A 15561-nucleotide genomic window follows, 5' to 3' on the forward strand; every position below is an offset into this window, starting at 1 on the left:
CCGTCACTGCATGGGCGGCGCATAGAGCAGGCCGCCCTGGGTCCACAAGGCATTGAGCCCGCGGCCGAGTTCGAGGGGGCTCTGCGTGCCCAGATTGCGTTCGAAGATGGCGGCGTATGTCCCGACATCGCCAATCAGGCGGGCATACCATCCGGGATCGAGCCGGAATGCTTCGGTCATCGATTCGCCGAGCAGGCTGGTCGTTTCAGTATCGTCGGCCGAGAGATCGAGTTCTTCCGCGGTCACGAGCGCGAACAGGGTCCACCGCACGAGATCACGCCAGACCGGATCGTCCTGGCGCACCACAGGTCCCAGCGGTTCCTTGGAGATAACATCGCGCAGCAGGATGTGATCGTCTGGAGAAGCCAGCAGGCTGCGTTCGGCCGCCAGCGCCGAGCGGTCAGCGGTATAGGCGTCGCATTCCCCCGCCTCATAGGCGGCACGGGCGTCGTCTCGTTCGGCGAAGGTGCTGATTTCAAGCGACATGCCGGCGCCCTCGAAAAAGTGGCGTGCATTCTGTTCGCTGGTGGTGCCGGATACCACGCAAACTGTTGCGCCGGCGAGCTGGAGGGGATTGGTGACCCCGTAAAGTGCCGGTAGCAGGAAGCCCTGGCCGTCATAATAGCTCACGCCCGCGAAATCGAGACCAAGCATCAGGTCCCGGCTCAAGGTCCAGGTGCTGTTGCGAGACAACAAATCGATTTGTCCTTGCCCGAGCGCCTCGAACCGCTCGGCAGCGGTCAGCGGTACATAATCGACAAGGTTGGTGTCACCCAGTGTCACCGAGGCGACGGCCTTGCAGAAATCGACATCGAAGCCGACCCAGCTGCCATCCTCCGCCTGCTCGGAAAACCCGCGCAACCCTTCACTGACACCACAAACCAGGCGACCGCGTTCGCGCACATCGCCCAGCGTGTCCGCCGCGGCGGGCAGGCTGGTTAAAAGTGCGGGGCCACCAGTCAGGATCAAGGCAGCCAGCTGCCGGAAATTGAGGGTCATGGATATCCCTGTTGGGTCATTGAGCCACGATTTGATTGTGCGGATTTGGGTCCCGAAAACAATGGGTTTGTGACCGTGAGGGAGACTGCTCCTGCGCCCCGAGTCTTGGGCATGTACCTATCGCAGCCTCGTTTTTGTCCCTAGGGTGATCGCATCAGGCCACCCAGCTGAACCGGAGCGTCCGATGAAAGCGATCACTTGCGGCATTGTCATGGCGATCGGGCTGCTGACCGTCTCTTCACCCCTGGCGCAGGATGCCGGCGGCCCGGGACGCATGAGCTGGCGCATTGCGGCCATCAATGGCGAAGCCGCTGCCGGCAACCCGACCATGCGGTTCGGCTCGGACGGTGCAATCTCCGGCCGAACGGGATGCAACAGCTATCGCGGGGCCGGTGAGTTTGCAGACGGCACGCTGACCATGACCGGGCCTGTGGCTGCCACCCTGATGGCCTGCCTCGGGGACGGGCTGCAAGAGCAGGAACGCTCGATCCTTGGCACCCTTGAGGGCACCGTTTCAGTAGAATTCGACCCTTTCAGCGATGTGCTGACGCTGAAGAACACCGTGTCCGAAACCGTCCTGACACTGATCCAGCAATAATTCGATCAAATGCGCCGACCAACCCGTCGGTTTGATCGGAATCAAGGATTTGACCGCGCCTCCAGGGCAGGTTGCGCCAGGCGGTCAGAAGGCCGGAGCAAGGGCTTCATTGATGTTCAAGATCATCCTCGTGATTCTCTTCGTGCTTGGCGCTGCAGTGTTTGCAGGCTTTGCCTATGTCTATGTGTTGCGCAGCGGGGACGACGCCCAGGCGCAGGCCGCCCGTGAGCAGCTTCTCGCCAGTGCCGAAACACCGGCAGGCACTTATTCACCGGAGCTCGTGGCGGCATTGCCGGAGGCCGCGCAGCGCTATTTTGCCTTTTCGATCACACCCGGATCCCAGATCCGGACGGTCGCCAGCTTCGAGATGGGCGGCGAATTCGGCATGGGCAATGCCGAGCAGGGCAGTTATCTCCCGATGAACGCAGACCAGGTCCTGGCGCTGCCCCACGGCCTCATCTGGCGCGCCAAGGCCGGTGAGGGGCTGATGCGGATGTCCGGATCGGACGGCACGGCGAGCGGCGAGCACTGGACGAAGTTCTGGCTGTTCGGCGTCATTCCCGTGGTTCGGGCAGAAGGTGGCAAGGATCTGGCTCGCTCCGCCTTTGGCCGGATGGCAGCCGAAGCGGCAATCTGGACACCGGCGGCGCTGCTGCCCGGCGAAGGCATTGAGTGGGTCGAGGCCGGGCCCGATCTGGCCCGTGCGGTTATTTCCGCAGATGGCCTGAGCCAGACAGTCGATATTGCTCTCGACAACGCAGGCCGGCCCCAATCCGTGTCAATGATGCGTTGGAACAACGCCAATCCCGAAGGTGTGTGGCAAGAGCAACCCTTTGGCGGCACGCTCGACGATTTCCGAGAAATCGACGGCTATCGTGTGGCATTTGCGGTCGATGCCGGCAATTTCTTCGGCACGCCGGACTTCTTCCCGTTCTTCAAGGCACGCCTGACCGCATTTCGGTTCGAATAGGTCAACCACCGCTTGCCCTCATCATGCGATCAGGTAAAAGGCGATAATGACCGTTGAATCCATCGGCACCATGCCCAATGCGATCCTGCATCCCCTTGGCGATGCGGCGCTTCTTGTTAAGTTCGGCAATGACGTGGGCAGCGGAGCGAACCGGGCGGCCATTGGCTTTGCGGATATCCTCAAACGCGCGCGCTTGCCGGGGGTGGCCGAAATCGCAACGTCTCTGGTTTCGGTATTCGTCGGCTACGATCCGGCAAGGGTCAGTTTTCAGGTGTTGAGCGGTGAAATCCGCCTCCGACTGCCAGGGACACTCCCGGCCTTGCCGGATATGGGCGAGCCATTCCCGATCGAGGTCGAATATGGCGGCGCGGGCGGTCCGGATTTCCAGGCGGTGTGCGACGCGCTCGAATTGACGCCCGACGAACTGATTGCCGCGCATCAGACCGGTACTCCCCGGGTGCTGTCGGGCGGCTTCTCGCCCGGCTTCGTCTATATCGGACCGCATGAGGCCAATCTCACGGTGCCGCGTCGTGAAACGCTGCGCGAAGACGTGCCGGCAGGCAGCGTGTTGTTTGCCGCCGGACAGACAGCGATCACCGCTACCCGCATCCGCACTGGATGGAATGTCATCGGACGCACCGATTTCCGGAATTTCGACCTCGCCAGGACCCCGCCGGTCACCCTGATGCCGGGGCGGATTATCCAGTTCGCAGGCGGGCTGGCATGAGTGCGATCACGTTCAGCCGTGTGTCGCCGGGATCGACGGTACAGGACGAGGGCCGGCCTGGTAAACGCGTCTACGGTGCCGCTGCCGGCGGCCCCATGGATCGCGGCGCTTTCCTCGAAGGCGGGCGTCTGCTGACGGAGAAGGCCGGCTCCGCCGCACTCGAGCTGGGCATGTTGGGCGCCGATTTCACCTATGCCGGCGCAGGCGCGCAAATGGCGGTCTCGGGCGGCGATTTCAAGATCCTGATCAACGGCCAGCAGCGTGGATGGCCGGGCCTGCATCAGCTTGAAGACGGGGACAGGGTCGAGATCACGACCGGCCAATCCGGCCTTTATGGCTATGCGCGTTTCGACCGCGAGATCGATATCGAACCGGTGATGGGCAGCCGGTCGGCCAACCTTATGGCGGGGCTCGGTGGCGGCGCGCTCACGGCCGGCGACCGCATCGGATTCTTGCAGGCGTCGAATAGCCCCCCGGGCGACACCTCTGGCAGTCCTTGGCTCGAGGGGCCAATCCGGGTGCTGCCAGGTCTTCACGCCTCATTGCTTGGATCGCGCTGGGCTGACCTTTTCGACGCCGACTTCGAAATCACGTCCCGATTTGACCGTATGGGCATCCGGCTCAACGACCGGAACGGTTTCTTTGCCGAATTTGACGCCGGTTCGCTGGTCTCCGATTTCGTGGTGCCCGGGGATGTGCAGATCCTGGGCGATGGGACACCTGTTATCCTGATGCGTGACCACCAGCCGACAGGCGGCTATCCCCGCGTGGCCACGGTAATATCAGCAGAGCTCGACCGGCTGGCGCAGATGCGGCCGGGGACCCGGCTGCAGTTCCAGCCCGCTACGCTTGCCGAGGCCCAGCGCCTGGCGCGTGGAGGCGCAGCATGAAGACGATCGATCTCAATGCCGATCTCGGCGAGGGAATGGGCGACGATGACGCCATGTTCGAGATCGTGACCAGCGCCAGTATCGCCTGTGGCGGACATGCCGGCACGCGCAAGACCATTCGGCACGCCCTGCAGCAGGCCAGGAAGCACGGCGTCATCATTGGTGCCCACCCCGGCTATGAAGACAGAGAGAATTTCGGGCGAGTGCCGCTCGAGTTGAGCGAAAGCGAACTCGAGGATCAGGTCACCCGGCAGCTTGAAGGCATGATCGAGATCGCGATCGAGGAGCAGGCGGACGTTCGGTATGTCAAGTTGCACGGCGCGCTCGCGAACCTTGCATCAACCGATGAAAAGACGGCCGAGGCCGCTTTCAAGGCGGTCGCCCGGATATCAGAGGACTTCGCGATCCTGGCGCTCGAAAGCAGCGCGCAGGAACGGGTGGCTCGGGATCTCGGCCTCGAGGTCTTCACCGAAGCCTATGCGGACCGGCGCTACGGACCCGATGGGCTGCTGTTGTCCCGGCGGCGGGCGAATTCGGTAATTACCGAACCGGACGATGTGGTCGAGCAATGCCTCCGACTTGCGGAACGCCACGAAATCGTGGCAGCGGAGGGCTCTGTTCTCACCAGCAAGGCACAGTCGATCTGCCTGCATGGTGACACCAAGAACGCTGTGGCGCTGGCAAAGGCGGTGCGCGCCGCACTGGAGGAGGCCGGCGTTTCGGTTTCGAGTTTTATCTGATCAGGGCAAATGGGCAGGGGACAAGGGCATGACTGCGACCAGAATTGACGGCAAGAGCTTCGCGGCGGGGCTGCGCGAGAGGATTGCGAGCCATGTTGCGAGCTTGAAGGCCGATCATGGGCTGGTGCCGGGGCTGGCGGTCGTCATTGTGGGCGAAGACCCGGCAAGCCAGGTTTATGTGCGCAACAAGGCCAAGCAGACCGAAGAGGTCGGCATGGCCTCGTTCAAACATGAGTTGCCTGCGGATACTTCAGAAGCGGATTTGCTGGCGCTGATCGACAAGCTCAACAACGATCCGGCGGTACACGGGATTCTGGTTCAGATGCCGGTGCCCGACCAGATCAATCCCAAGGCGGTCATCAATGCCATCGAACCGGCCAAGGATGTCGACTGCTTCACGCCGGTGAATGTGGGCAAGCTGACGATTGGCGATCCTGCGCCGGTCTCGTGTACGCCACTTGGCTGCCTGATGTTGCTGCGCGACAGCCTCGGCGACCTGACCGGCAAGCATGCGGTGATCATCGGGCGCTCGAACCTTGTCGGCAAGCCGATGGCGCAGCTCCTTCTACGCGACAACTGTACGGTGACGATCGCGCATTCGCGCACTGCGGATCTGCCCGGGGTCTGCCGGCAGGCCGATATCGTTGTCGCAGCGGTCGGCCGGGCCGAAATGGTCAAGGGCGACTGGATCAAGCCCGGCGCGACAGTGATCGATGTGGGCATCAACCGTATCGATGCCCCCGAGCGTGGCGAAGGCAAGACCCGGCTCGTGGGCGATGTGGCGTTCGAGGAAGCTTCCGAGAAGGCTGCCGCGATCACACCGGTGCCTGGTGGGGTCGGGCCGATGACTATCGCCTGCTTGCTCGCGAATACGGTGACGGCGATGTGCCTTGCCAATGGCATTGAGCCGCCCAGGGATTTGACGGCCTAGTTTGCCCTCAGGATAGAACCTCGTCCTTCGACAAGCTCAGGAGGAGGTTCCATCCACCGCGCTGTCCCGGACCCGATCAGGGACCTCGTAGCGATAGTCGGACCGGCCCCGGATCAAGTCCGGGGCGGCATGGGTCGACTGGCTCATTCTGATGGCTCCGTGACACTCAAGGGCGCCTAGCACCAGCTGCCCCGGCGGCCGGACCAGGTGCGGGCAAGGCCTTCTGTCACGAGGATCTGGCCGAGGGAAACGCCATCCCGCTCAAGCACGCGAAGCTTGCGGCCATAGCGGTCCGCATCGCGTGCGCCGTCGCGCACCACGTCGAACGGGCCTTCATTCACAAGGGCGATCAGCCTGCGCTTGGCTTCGTGCCCGAGCCGGCGCTCGCTGGCGCATTCGGGTGTGCTGATCTCCGGGGTGTTGATGTCGGTGAGGCGGATCTTTTCGCCATCGATCCACAGGGTGTCGCCATCGACGAAACAGTTGATGCGGTTGGATGAAGGGCAGGACGCGAACTTCGGGGACGCGATGGTCTGCATCACCTTTCGGTCGAGCAGGAAATCGGCGACCGGTTTGAGGTCGCCCCGCAGCAAAAGAGTGCCAACGCCTGCGCTGACGGCGAAAGCGATCAGCGATGGCAGCACCGTCGCGAGCAGGCGCGATGACCTGCGAATGCCCCTTCGCTGACTGCCGTAGCGTGTCGCCAAGACGATGCCATTCACCGATTGCCAGCCCAGACAATGGACCTGGGGCGGTGAAACTGCGGTTAAGACGGTGGGTTCGATATTGGGGTGACTACCTAGACCGTCTAGCGTTCGCGGCGGCGACGGCGTCTGGGCCGATCACCCGGCTGGGCGGCTGGTTCCAGCGGGGCCAGGTCAAAATGCGTGCGCGTCTTGACGAATGGGTCGGCAGAGTTCGGCAGGCCCATGGCGGCGACGAAATGCTCCTGGAACTTGGGTTCGAGGGCCGTCTCGATCTTGGTGACCGCCCGCACTTCACGCTCGATTTCCCGGCGTTGCGCGACGTCCAGCAACGCGGTGAGGGCGCCCTGACCGGCAGCATTGCCGACAGCGGTGACGTTCTCGACTGCGCAATCGGGGACGAGGCCCAGCAACAGGGCATATGCCGGGTCGATATATGACCCGAAGGCGCCGGCGAGCTTGATCTCGCCGAGTTCGCTCAGATCGGCCTTGTCCATCAAGAGCCGGACACCCGCATAGAGCGCCGCCTTGGCGAGCTGGATCGCGCGCACATCATTCTGGGTGATGGTGAGGCGAGGATTGCTGTCGTTGAGCACATAGGACCAGGTCCGGCCGTTCTCGACGAGATAGGGCGCTTCCGCCTCGGTCCGCGGGGCTCGGATAATGCCATCGGGCGAGAGAATGCCTGCGCGCAGCATCTCGCCGATGATCTCGATGATGCCAGAGCCGCAAATCCCGGTGACGCCGGTGGCCTTGGACGCGCCGAAAAATTCGGGACGGTCGGACCAGAACTCGGTGCCGATGATCTTGAAGCTGGCCTTCAGGGTTTCGGGATCGATGCGAACGCGCTCGATGGCGCCGGGCGCAGCCCGTTGGCCGCAGGAAATCTCTGCACCCTCGAAAGCCGGTCCCGTCGGCGAGGAGGCGGCGTAGACCGCCTTGCCATCCCAAAGCAGGATTTCGGCATTGGTGCCGACATCGACGATCAGGACCGGATGGTCTTCGCGCTGCGGGGCCTGCGCAAGCAGCACGGCGGCTGCGTCAGCCCCGACATGGCCGGCGATCAGCGGCAACAGATAGACCGAGGCCCCTTTGCCGAGCGAGATACCGATCTCATCGGCCCGGCAGCGCACGGCGTCGGACTGGACAAGCGCGAACGGCGCCTGTCCGAGTTCAGTCGGATCAAGGCCGAGAAACAGGTGATGCATGATCGGGTTGGCCACGAACACCGCATCGAGCAGGGCACCGCGCGGCGTGCCGGACATCTTCAACAGGTCGCCGACCAGCGTGTTGATGGCCTTGCGAACGGCCTCGGTCAGGTTCTCGCGCCCGCCCTTGTTCATCATCACATAGGAGACGCGGCTCATCAGATCCTCGCCGAAGCGGATCTGAGGATTGGCGACACCGGTCGAGGCGAGGATTTCGCCGGTCATCAGGTCGACCAGATGAGCTGCGATCGTGGTCGAACCGATATCGACAGCGAGACCGGTCAGGGTTTCGTTGTATCCGGGCAGGATCGACACAATCTCGGGGCGGTCGCCGGCGGTGTTGACGGCGGCCGTGACTTTCCAGTCCGCCTTTCTCAGCGTGCGCTGCAGGGTTTGCAGCAAGTCGAAGCGAATCCTGACGTTTTCGAGATCGAAACTTGATTCAATTGCTGAAACCAACCGGTCGGCATCGCCCAGCGGGTTGTGCATGTCGGACTCTTCGACCTCGACATAGCAGAGCCGGACCGCCGGATGTCGATGCATGCCGACAGTGGTCGCATCCTTGCGGATTGTCTGGCCCGCAATGCGGAAGGCATCGGGCACATCGACAACCAGATCGCCCTCGATCGTCGCCAGGCAGGAGAGCCGATTCTCGGGATCGACGTTCTTGTTGGCCGCGCATTCACGCTCGGTCGTGCCTGCGGGCGAAAGATGATCCGCAGCGCTCTTGACCTTGTGCTTGGCAAAATCGCCTTCGGCGACGGAAATCTGGCACTTGCCGCAGATGCCGCGGCCACCGCAGACGCTTTCGATATAGACACCAAGGTCGCGCGCGGCATCGAGCACAGGGGTACCGCGCGGGAAACGCCCGCGCTTGCCCGAGGGCTGAAAAACGATCAGCGCATCATTGGCGGCATCGGCCACGGCAGATCCTTCGCAGTTGGGGTCAACCCCGGGCGCGGCGGCGGCCGGAACGGCGGCCACGGCGGCCTTCGCCGCCTTCTTCGCCTTCAGGCGCGGCAGGTCGGTTGGCGGAAAGCCAGGCCATGCAGTCCGGGTCAAAGCCGTTGAGCACATTGGCAGCGCGCACGGCGTCCATCTGCTCCTTATGCAGCGGGCTCATGATCGCGGAGGTCATGCCGCAGGCCGAAGCCATGGCGATGAAGGTGCCGGTCATGGTGTGGCGGTTGGGAATGCCAAAGCCCACATTCGACGCACCGCAGGTGGTGTTGACCTTGAGCTCCTCGCGCAGGCGGCGCACCAGGCGGAAAACCTGGGTTCCGGCATCGTTCATGGCGCCGACCGGCATGACAAGCGGGTCGACGATAACGTCTGAACGCGGGATGCCGTGATCTTCGGCGCGCTCGACAATCTTCTTGGCGACTGCGTACCGCACATCGGGGTCGGTCGAGATACCGGTCTCGTCATTCGAGATGGCAACGACAGCAGCACCGTGTTTCTTGACCAGCGGCAGGACGCGCTCGAGGGATTCATCCTCACCGGTCACCGAGTTAACGAGCGGCTTGCCCTGATAAACGGACAGGCCGGCCTCAAGAGCGTCGATGATCGAGGAGTCGATCGACAGCGGGACGTCGGTGATCGACTGGATCAGCTGGATGCATTCAGCGAGGATTTTGGGTTCATCGGCCAGCGGCACCCCGGCATTGACGTCGAGCACGGTGGCACCGGCGGCAACCTGCGCCAGCGCATCGGCCTGAACGGTGTCGTAATTGCCTTCCTTCATCTCGGCAGCGAGCTTCTTGCGGCCGGTGGGATTGATCTTCTCGCCGATCACGCAGAAGGGCTGATCGAACCCGATCACGACTTCCTTGGTGGGCGAGGAGAGGGTGGTCCTGACGGTCATGGGGTGTCCTATGCTTCGCTACCGCCGCGTTCGGCCAGTTCGGCCAGCCGCTTGGCGGAATATTCGGTTTCGATTCTTTCGGCCAGCGCCTCGATGGCGGCCTCGAGGTCATCGCCTTCGAGCTCAACGGGTGCCTTGCGCCATTCCTCGAGATAGGCGTCGGTATCCGAGGCGCCCGATTTCATCGCCGCCTTGTCAACCGCAACCAGGAAGCGCGGCGCAAGGGCCCGCTTTTTGGCCTTGCGGCCCTTCCCGGCAACGATCTGGGTCGGGATGTCGCGCCAGTAGATGATCTGGGCATCGCTCATTGGGCAGCCTCCTTGAGAAAGGGCTCGAGCAGGCCGAAGCCGGTCTCGATCCGTTCGTAACGCAGGCCCAGCCGATCGGCGGCCTCACGGGCTTTGGCGTCGAGCTTTTCATCCGGGGTCTGCACAAGGTGCATCAACCGCGTGTAATTGCCGAAATAGGCTTCGAGCAGTTCGGGATGCCGGTCGAGCCCCAATGGCTTGTAGACCAGCGTGTCGAACTGGCGGGCGAGATAGTCGGTCAGATAGAAGGTGCCCGGCTCGCGGTCCTGCACTTCTTCAAACCGGTCGAGGCCCGTGAAGAAGGCATAGCAATGGGCACCGGGCAGACGCTCGGCACCGTGCTTTTCAAGCACCTCGTCGAGTTTGCCGGCAGTGCCGCAATCGCCATAGCCGGCGAACAAGACCTCGCAGCGCGAGGACAGCTCGTGCATGGCCTTGTCGACCGCCGCCGGGATATCGCGGGGCGTGTTGTGCAGGGCAGCCGGCAGGAACTTTACCTCGATATGCCTCAGGCCCGGCTGGTCGGCCAGGGCGAGCACTTCGCGTGCGAGCGCCCCGCAGGCCACTAGCCCCACGCGCTTCTGGCCGGCAGTGATGTCGGCGGTTGCTGTCACAGTTTACTCCCGTCAGGCCCGCTGCGAGACGAGCCTTTTTGCGGTGTCGACGGCCACGGCGGCGTCCTTGCAATAGGCGTCCGCGCCGATGGCCTCACCGAATTCCTCATTGAGCGGCGCTCCGCCGACCAGAACGATCAGCTGGTCGCGAATGCCCTTTTCCTTCAGCGTCTCGATGACGACCTTCATATAGGTCATGGTGGTCGTCAGCAGCGCCGACATGCCCAGGATATCGGGCTTATGTTCCTCGATGGCGGCGAGGAACTGGTCGACGTCGGTGTTGATGCCAAGGTCGATCACCTCGAATCCCGCGCCTTCCATCATCATGCCGACAAGGTTCTTGCCGATATCGTGGATATCGCCCTTGACGGTGCCGACCACCATCTTGCCCATTTTCGGCGCGCCGGTTTCTGTCAGCAGCGGCCTGAGGATGTGCATTCCCGCCTTCATGGCATTGGCCGCGAGCAGCACTTCGGGCACGAATAGAATGCCGTCGCGGAAGTCGTCGCCGACAACCTTCATACCGGAGACGAGTGCCTTGGTCAGAATGTCGTAGGGCGCCCATCCGCGTTCGAGCAGGATGTTGACGCCTTCCTCGATCTCTTCCTTCAGCCCGTCATAAAGGTCGTCCTGCATCTGCTCGACAAGTTCGTCGTCGGGCAGTTCGGACAGGATGATGTCGTCTTCCTCGTCGGCCATAAGTTCGCTCTGGGGGTAACTCGTCAGTTGCTAATGCGTTCAGGCGCGGCGGCGGCGGCGCTGGGGACGACCGCCCCCGACAGCTTCCGAAGGCGGAGACACGAGGGGGCCAAGCCGCTCGATGATCTCTTCCTTGGTCGGCCGTTCGCCGCCATTGTGCCGGTCGATGGCGTCGCGCATCGCCGCGACATGCTCTGCGGTATTGCCGCAGCAGCCGCCAACAATCCGTGCGCCGATACTCACCGCGAGCCGGGCATAATCTGCCATCAACTCGACGGTACCGGTGTAGACGACCTCGTCGCCCTTCACCTTGGGAATGCCTGCATTGGCCTTGCACACAACCGGCACACCATCTGCGTTGGCGGTCATGTCGAGGGCCGCAACCAGAAGGTCAGAGGCACCGACACCGCAGTTTGAGCCGAATGCTTCCGGTCGCGGATCCTTGCCAGCCATGGTGCGGGCGAAATCGGCCGGTGCCAGCCCCATCATCGTGCGCCCTGCGGTATCGAAGCTGGCGGTCACGACATAGGGCAGGCCAACCGTGTTGGCCGCTTGAATTGCGGCGTCGATTTCCTCGGGCGCGGACATGGTTTCAATCCAGGCGACATCGGCGCCGCCCTGCTTGAGGCCAGTCATCTGCTCCTCGAATGCCTCGACGGCCCCTTCATAGGAGAGGGCACCGAGCGGGACCAGCAGATCACCGGTGGGACCGACCGAACCGGCGATCACGATCGGTCGGCCGGCGTTTGCGGCGGTTTCAGCGGCAATCTCGGCGCCGCGCGCATTCACCTCGACCACGCGGTCGTCAAGCTGATGCAGGTGCAGCCGGCGGGCCGTGCCGCCAAAGGTGTTGGTGATGATGATGTCGGAACCGGCATCAATGAAGCCCTGGTGGAGCTTCTTGATGCGATCGACATGATTGAAATTCCACGCCTCGGGTGCCTGGCCGGAATCGAGACCCATCGGGATCAGATTGGTCCCGGTTGCGCCGTCCGCGAGCAGCACCTCACGTTCGGCCAGCAATTGCGCAAGCTTGTTCATCAGCCTCTCCACCTTTCGGGGTTCGAGTGCAATTTGCGCCCTCATAGCACAGAAATCATATAAAGAAAGCTTTATATCATGTCGATGCGGATTTGTCTCTCCCCGCTATGTCCTTGCTGGGGGTCACGAATTTGTGCGTCGAGGCGATAGCTGGTATAAGGCGCGCAGTAACACACCTGAAACCATGAGTTGAAGGTGGACTGGCAGGGTGGCGTCGTCTCGATATGATGACGGCACTATGGGGACAGAAGTGATCGCGTCGGACCAGTCCAAATCGGCCCGCCTGAAGGGATTTGCGGCTGCTGCAGTGCTTGCGGCGGCTTTGCCATTTCTGGCGGCTTGTGGCTCGGACAGCCAAATCAACACCAAGACCAAGTTTTCCTCGTCGGAATACGGGGTGACGGCGTCGCCGCGCCTGGTTCACGGCAAGAAGGTGCCCAAGGGCGGTGGCCGCTATCAGGTCGGCAAGCCCTATCAGGTCGCCGGAAAGTGGTACACGCCGGCTGAAGACCCGAATTATTCGGCGATCGGCCTGGCGTCCTGGTATGGGCCAAACTTCCATGGGCGGATGACCGCCAATGGCGAGATCTTCGACATGAACGGCATCTCGGCGGCGCATCCGACGCTACCGTTGCCGAGCTATGTCCGGGTCACCAACATGGCCAATGGCCGCTCGATGATCGTCCGGGTCAATGACCGCGGTCCCTATGCCCATGGCCGCGTGATCGACCTTTCGTCCCGAGTGGCCGAAATGCTCGATTTCCGCCATAGCGGCACCGCGAAGGTCAAAGTCGATTATGTCGGCCGCGCGCCGCTGAATGGCGATGACACGCGCTATCTGATGGCGAGCCTCAACAGTCCTGCGGTTCCGCCACTGGCGCGTCCCGATGCCGGTCAAACCATCCGGGTCGCCACGCGCCCGGTGCGCAAGACCATTGGTTTCCTGTCAGCAATTGGCAATCTGCTGGCGTTCAACGAAGCCGACGATGCGACGGTCAACAGCCTTGTGCCAGCGGCCCATGCTGCCGCCGAAATGGCGGGCAGGGGGGATTCCCTGCGGGCGTGGCAGCAAACCACCGATCTTGAAGCACGCAACGTCAATATGGGAGTCGGTGCGTTCGTGGATGCTGATGAGGCTGAAGCGATCGGCAAGGCATTCGCCCGCCTTGCCTATGTCGAGATGCGCCCGGTCGAAAAGAACGGCCAACCGGCGACCGAAGTTCGTATCGATACCCTCAAGGAAGGGGTGACCCGGTCTGACGTTGTCGACCTGACCCGGGAACTTGGCCTTCAAGACATCGTTTTGTACTAATTGCATGATGAGGTAACGGCTGAGGCCAGTTCGCGCGGGCGAACGGGTCTGGGTCGACCCCGGGGGCAGAACACCGTTAGGGAAAGCGTGTTGCTGTGCGGCTGAGTTATTTTGTACCGGTTCTGATCATCACGGTTCTGGGGGCCATCACCCCGGCCAGTGCGCAGCTCGAATTCGATACCCGTGCCCGGTTTGCGCTTCTGATGGATGCCGAAAGCGGCACGGTCCTTTACCAGAAAAACGCCGATACGGAGATGGAGCCGGCCAGCATGGCCAAGCTCATGACCATCGCCGTGGTGTTCGACCAACTGAAGACAGGCCGGCTCTCCCTCGACGATGAATTTTTCATATCCGAAAAGGCCTGGCGGGAGGGCGGAGCTGGGTCCGGCGGCTCGACGATGTTTGCCGAACTCAATTCCAAGGTCGCTGTCGAGAACCTCGTCAAGTCCGTCATCATCCAGTCGGGGAACGACGCCAGCATCGCCCTTGCCGAGGGGATCGGCGGGACCGAGGGCACATTCGTCCTGATGATGAATGACATGGCCGATGAGATCGGTCTCGAGAATTCGCATTTCACCAATTCGACCGGGCTGCCAGACCCCGAAATGCACGTCACAGCGCGCGATCTGGCCCAGCTCGCCCGCCATGTTGTCCATGAGTACCCCGAATACTATTCGATCTTCTCTGAGCCGAGCTTTGAGTGGAACGGGATCAAGCAATCGAACCGCAATACGCTTCTGGGCGACGGAATCGGCGTAGACGGGCTGAAAACCGGCCATACCGAGGCTGCCGGATATGGCATCGTTGCCTCGACCACTGAAGGCGGGCGGCGATTGATTGCCGTGCTTCACGGCATGGATTCGATTTCCGAACGCAAGGAAGAAGCGCGCAAGCTCGTTACCTGGGGCAGCCGCAGTTTCGAACACATCCAGGCCTTCGATGAAGGGGAGGTCGTCGATCATGCGCTTGTCTATGGCGGGGAGAAGCCCGAAGTGCCGCTGATCGGCCGTGGCGCGGTCGAACTCTACCTGCCCAAGGGCGGTCAGCGTTGCCTGCGCGCCTCGGTTGTCTATTTCGGACCGCTGATGCCCCCTGTGGAAGAAGGAGCGGAGGTTGCAGCGCTCAAGGTTTGGTGCGATGAGCAGTTGATCCAGTCCTCTCCGCTCTACGCCGCCGAGACGGTGAAAGAAGGGGGGCTCATCCGCAAGGCCACGGATGCTTTCAAGGAACTCACGCTCGGCTGGCTTTTCCGGGCGCTCTAGACGCCGAGTGCTAGCGGGAGCCCTCTTCACGCAATGACCGCCCGTTTTATCACATTCGAAGGTGGCGAGGGCGTCGGAAAGTCCACGCAAATCAAACGCTTGATGCATTCTCTGTCGCGCGAAGGCATTGAAGTTGTGCGCACGCGTGAACCGGGTGGAACGCCCAAGGCCGAAGCAATCCGCTCGTTCATTCTGCAAGGCAAGTGCGAGGAGTGGGGTGCGGGGGCCGAGGCGGTTTTGTTCGCCGCGGCGCGGTTCGATCATGTCGAATCACTGATCGCACCGAATCTTGATGGCGGCAGCTGGGTTCTCTCGGACCGGTTCCATGATTCAACACGGGCCTATCAGGGTCTCACCGACGGGGTGCCGGACAAGCTGATCGATGCGCTTGAAGTGCTGGCACTCAATGGCCGCTCGCCCGATCTCACAGTGCTGCTCGACATGGATCCCAAAATCGCGTTCGAGCGCGTGGCAATGCGCGCGGAAGAAGACGGGTTGATGGTGCCGCCCGACCGGTTCGAGAAGGAAACGCTCGACTGGCACCGTAAGCTCCGTGACGGTTTCCTGTCGATCGCCAAGAATAATCCTGATCGCTGCATCGTGCTCGACGCCAATCGCGACGAGGACGCGCTCGAAGACGCGATCTGGGAAGTGGTGGTCAAGCGGTTCCCCGAGTTGCAACGGGCGAGCTGAT

Annotated in this window: 17 protein-coding genes; 9 read left to right on the top strand and 8 right to left on the bottom strand. The window is 62.4% G+C overall.

Translation table 11 applies throughout. From position 1 onward, the window contains the following. Nucleotides 1-3: 3 nt before the first annotated feature. Nucleotides 4-999 carry an amino acid ABC transporter substrate-binding protein gene (locus G489_RS0100825; RefSeq protein ID WP_051332173.1) on the bottom strand — a complete coding sequence of 332 codons (996 nt, stop codon included), beginning with the start codon at nt 997-999 and terminating at the stop codon, nt 4-6. 184 nt (nt 1000-1183) lie between these two features. On the opposite strand from G489_RS0100825, the gene G489_RS18565 reads away from it, so the two are divergent. The 6 genes from G489_RS18565 (at nt 1184) to folD (ending at nt 5855) form a co-directional block, all read left to right on the top strand. Next, nucleotides 1184-1597: an META domain-containing protein gene (locus tag G489_RS18565; protein ID WP_051332174.1), complete on the top strand. Its 414-nt coding sequence runs from the start codon at nt 1184-1186 to the stop codon at nt 1595-1597. Between the two features lie 112 nt (nt 1598-1709). After that, on the top strand, nt 1710-2567 hold the full coding sequence (locus G489_RS0100835; protein WP_029039908.1) for a DUF6544 family protein: 858 nt from the start codon (nt 1710-1712) through the stop codon (nt 2565-2567). A gap of 46 nt (nt 2568-2613) precedes the next feature. Further along, nucleotides 2614-3294, top strand: a complete 681-nt coding sequence (locus G489_RS0100840) for a 5-oxoprolinase subunit B family protein (protein ID WP_029039909.1) — start codon at nt 2614-2616, stop codon at nt 3292-3294. Then, nucleotides 3291-4184: a 5-oxoprolinase subunit C family protein gene (locus G489_RS18570; protein WP_051332175.1), complete on the top strand. Its 894-nt coding sequence runs from the start codon at nt 3291-3293 to the stop codon at nt 4182-4184. Before G489_RS0100840 ends, G489_RS18570 begins: the two co-directional genes overlap by 4 nt. Beyond that, nucleotides 4181-4924: a LamB/YcsF family protein gene (locus G489_RS0100850; RefSeq protein ID WP_029039910.1), complete on the top strand. Its 744-nt coding sequence runs from the start codon at nt 4181-4183 to the stop codon at nt 4922-4924. The genes G489_RS18570 and G489_RS0100850 overlap by 4 nt, the downstream gene beginning before the upstream one ends. Before the next feature lie 28 nt (nt 4925-4952). After that, entirely contained in the window at nt 4953-5855 is a 903-nt protein-coding gene (folD, locus tag G489_RS0100855) for a bifunctional methylenetetrahydrofolate dehydrogenase/methenyltetrahydrofolate cyclohydrolase FolD (RefSeq protein ID WP_029039911.1), read from the top strand. Between the two features lie 176 nt (nt 5856-6031). Here the strand turns inward: folD and G489_RS0100860 are convergent, their stop codons facing one another. The 7 genes from G489_RS0100860 to bmt form a co-directional block, all read right to left on the bottom strand. Beyond that, on the bottom strand, nt 6032-6562 hold the full coding sequence (locus G489_RS0100860; protein WP_245578785.1) for a thermonuclease family protein: 531 nt from the start codon (nt 6560-6562) through the stop codon (nt 6032-6034). Between the two features lie 101 nt (nt 6563-6663). Further along, nucleotides 6664-8691, bottom strand: coding sequence for an ASKHA domain-containing protein (locus G489_RS0100865; protein ID WP_029039913.1), 2028 nt, complete (start codon nt 8689-8691; stop codon nt 6664-6666). A 22-nt stretch (nt 8692-8713) separates the two neighbouring features. Further along, complete coding sequence (locus tag G489_RS0100870; RefSeq protein ID WP_029039914.1) at nt 8714-9631, bottom strand: methyltetrahydrofolate--corrinoid methyltransferase; 918 nt, start codon at nt 9629-9631, stop codon at nt 8714-8716. An 8-nt stretch (nt 9632-9639) separates the two neighbouring features. Then, complete coding sequence (locus G489_RS0100875) at nt 9640-9939, bottom strand: virulence factor (RefSeq protein WP_029039915.1); 300 nt, start codon at nt 9937-9939, stop codon at nt 9640-9642. Further along, nucleotides 9936-10553, bottom strand: a complete 618-nt coding sequence (locus tag G489_RS0100880; RefSeq protein WP_051332176.1) for a DUF1638 domain-containing protein — start codon at nt 10551-10553, stop codon at nt 9936-9938. The genes G489_RS0100875 and G489_RS0100880 overlap by 4 nt, the downstream gene beginning before the upstream one ends. Before the next feature lie 12 nt (nt 10554-10565). Beyond that, the gene (locus G489_RS0100885) at nt 10566-11252 is read right to left on the bottom strand and encodes a corrinoid protein (protein ID WP_029039917.1); all 687 of its coding nucleotides are present in this window, start codon (nt 11250-11252) and stop codon (nt 10566-10568) included. 39 nt (nt 11253-11291) lie between these two features. Next, entirely contained in the window at nt 11292-12305 is a 1014-nt protein-coding gene (gene bmt / locus G489_RS0100890; protein WP_407059818.1) for a betaine--homocysteine S-methyltransferase, read from the bottom strand. A gap of 226 nt (nt 12306-12531) precedes the next feature. Between bmt and G489_RS21500 the strand changes: the two genes are divergently transcribed. The 3 genes from G489_RS21500 (at nt 12532) to tmk (ending at nt 15560) form a co-directional block, all read left to right on the top strand. Beyond that, entirely contained in the window at nt 12532-13605 is a 1074-nt protein-coding gene (locus tag G489_RS21500) for a septal ring lytic transglycosylase RlpA family protein (protein ID WP_051332177.1), read from the top strand. Nucleotides 13606-13700: 95 nt separating this feature from the next. Further along, a complete protein-coding gene (locus tag G489_RS0100900; RefSeq protein ID WP_029039919.1) occupies nt 13701-14867 on the top strand; it encodes a D-alanyl-D-alanine carboxypeptidase family protein in 1167 nt (388 codons plus the stop codon). A 33-nt stretch (nt 14868-14900) separates the two neighbouring features. Then, on the top strand, nt 14901-15560 hold the full coding sequence (tmk, locus tag G489_RS0100905) for a dTMP kinase (RefSeq protein WP_029039920.1): 660 nt from the start codon (nt 14901-14903) through the stop codon (nt 15558-15560). The last annotated feature ends 1 nt before the right edge of the window (nt 15561 follow it).

Origin of the sequence: Cucumibacter marinus DSM 18995 (assembly GCF_000429865.1) — a bacterium.
Taxonomy (GTDB): domain Bacteria; phylum Pseudomonadota; class Alphaproteobacteria; order Rhizobiales; family Devosiaceae; genus Cucumibacter; species Cucumibacter marinus.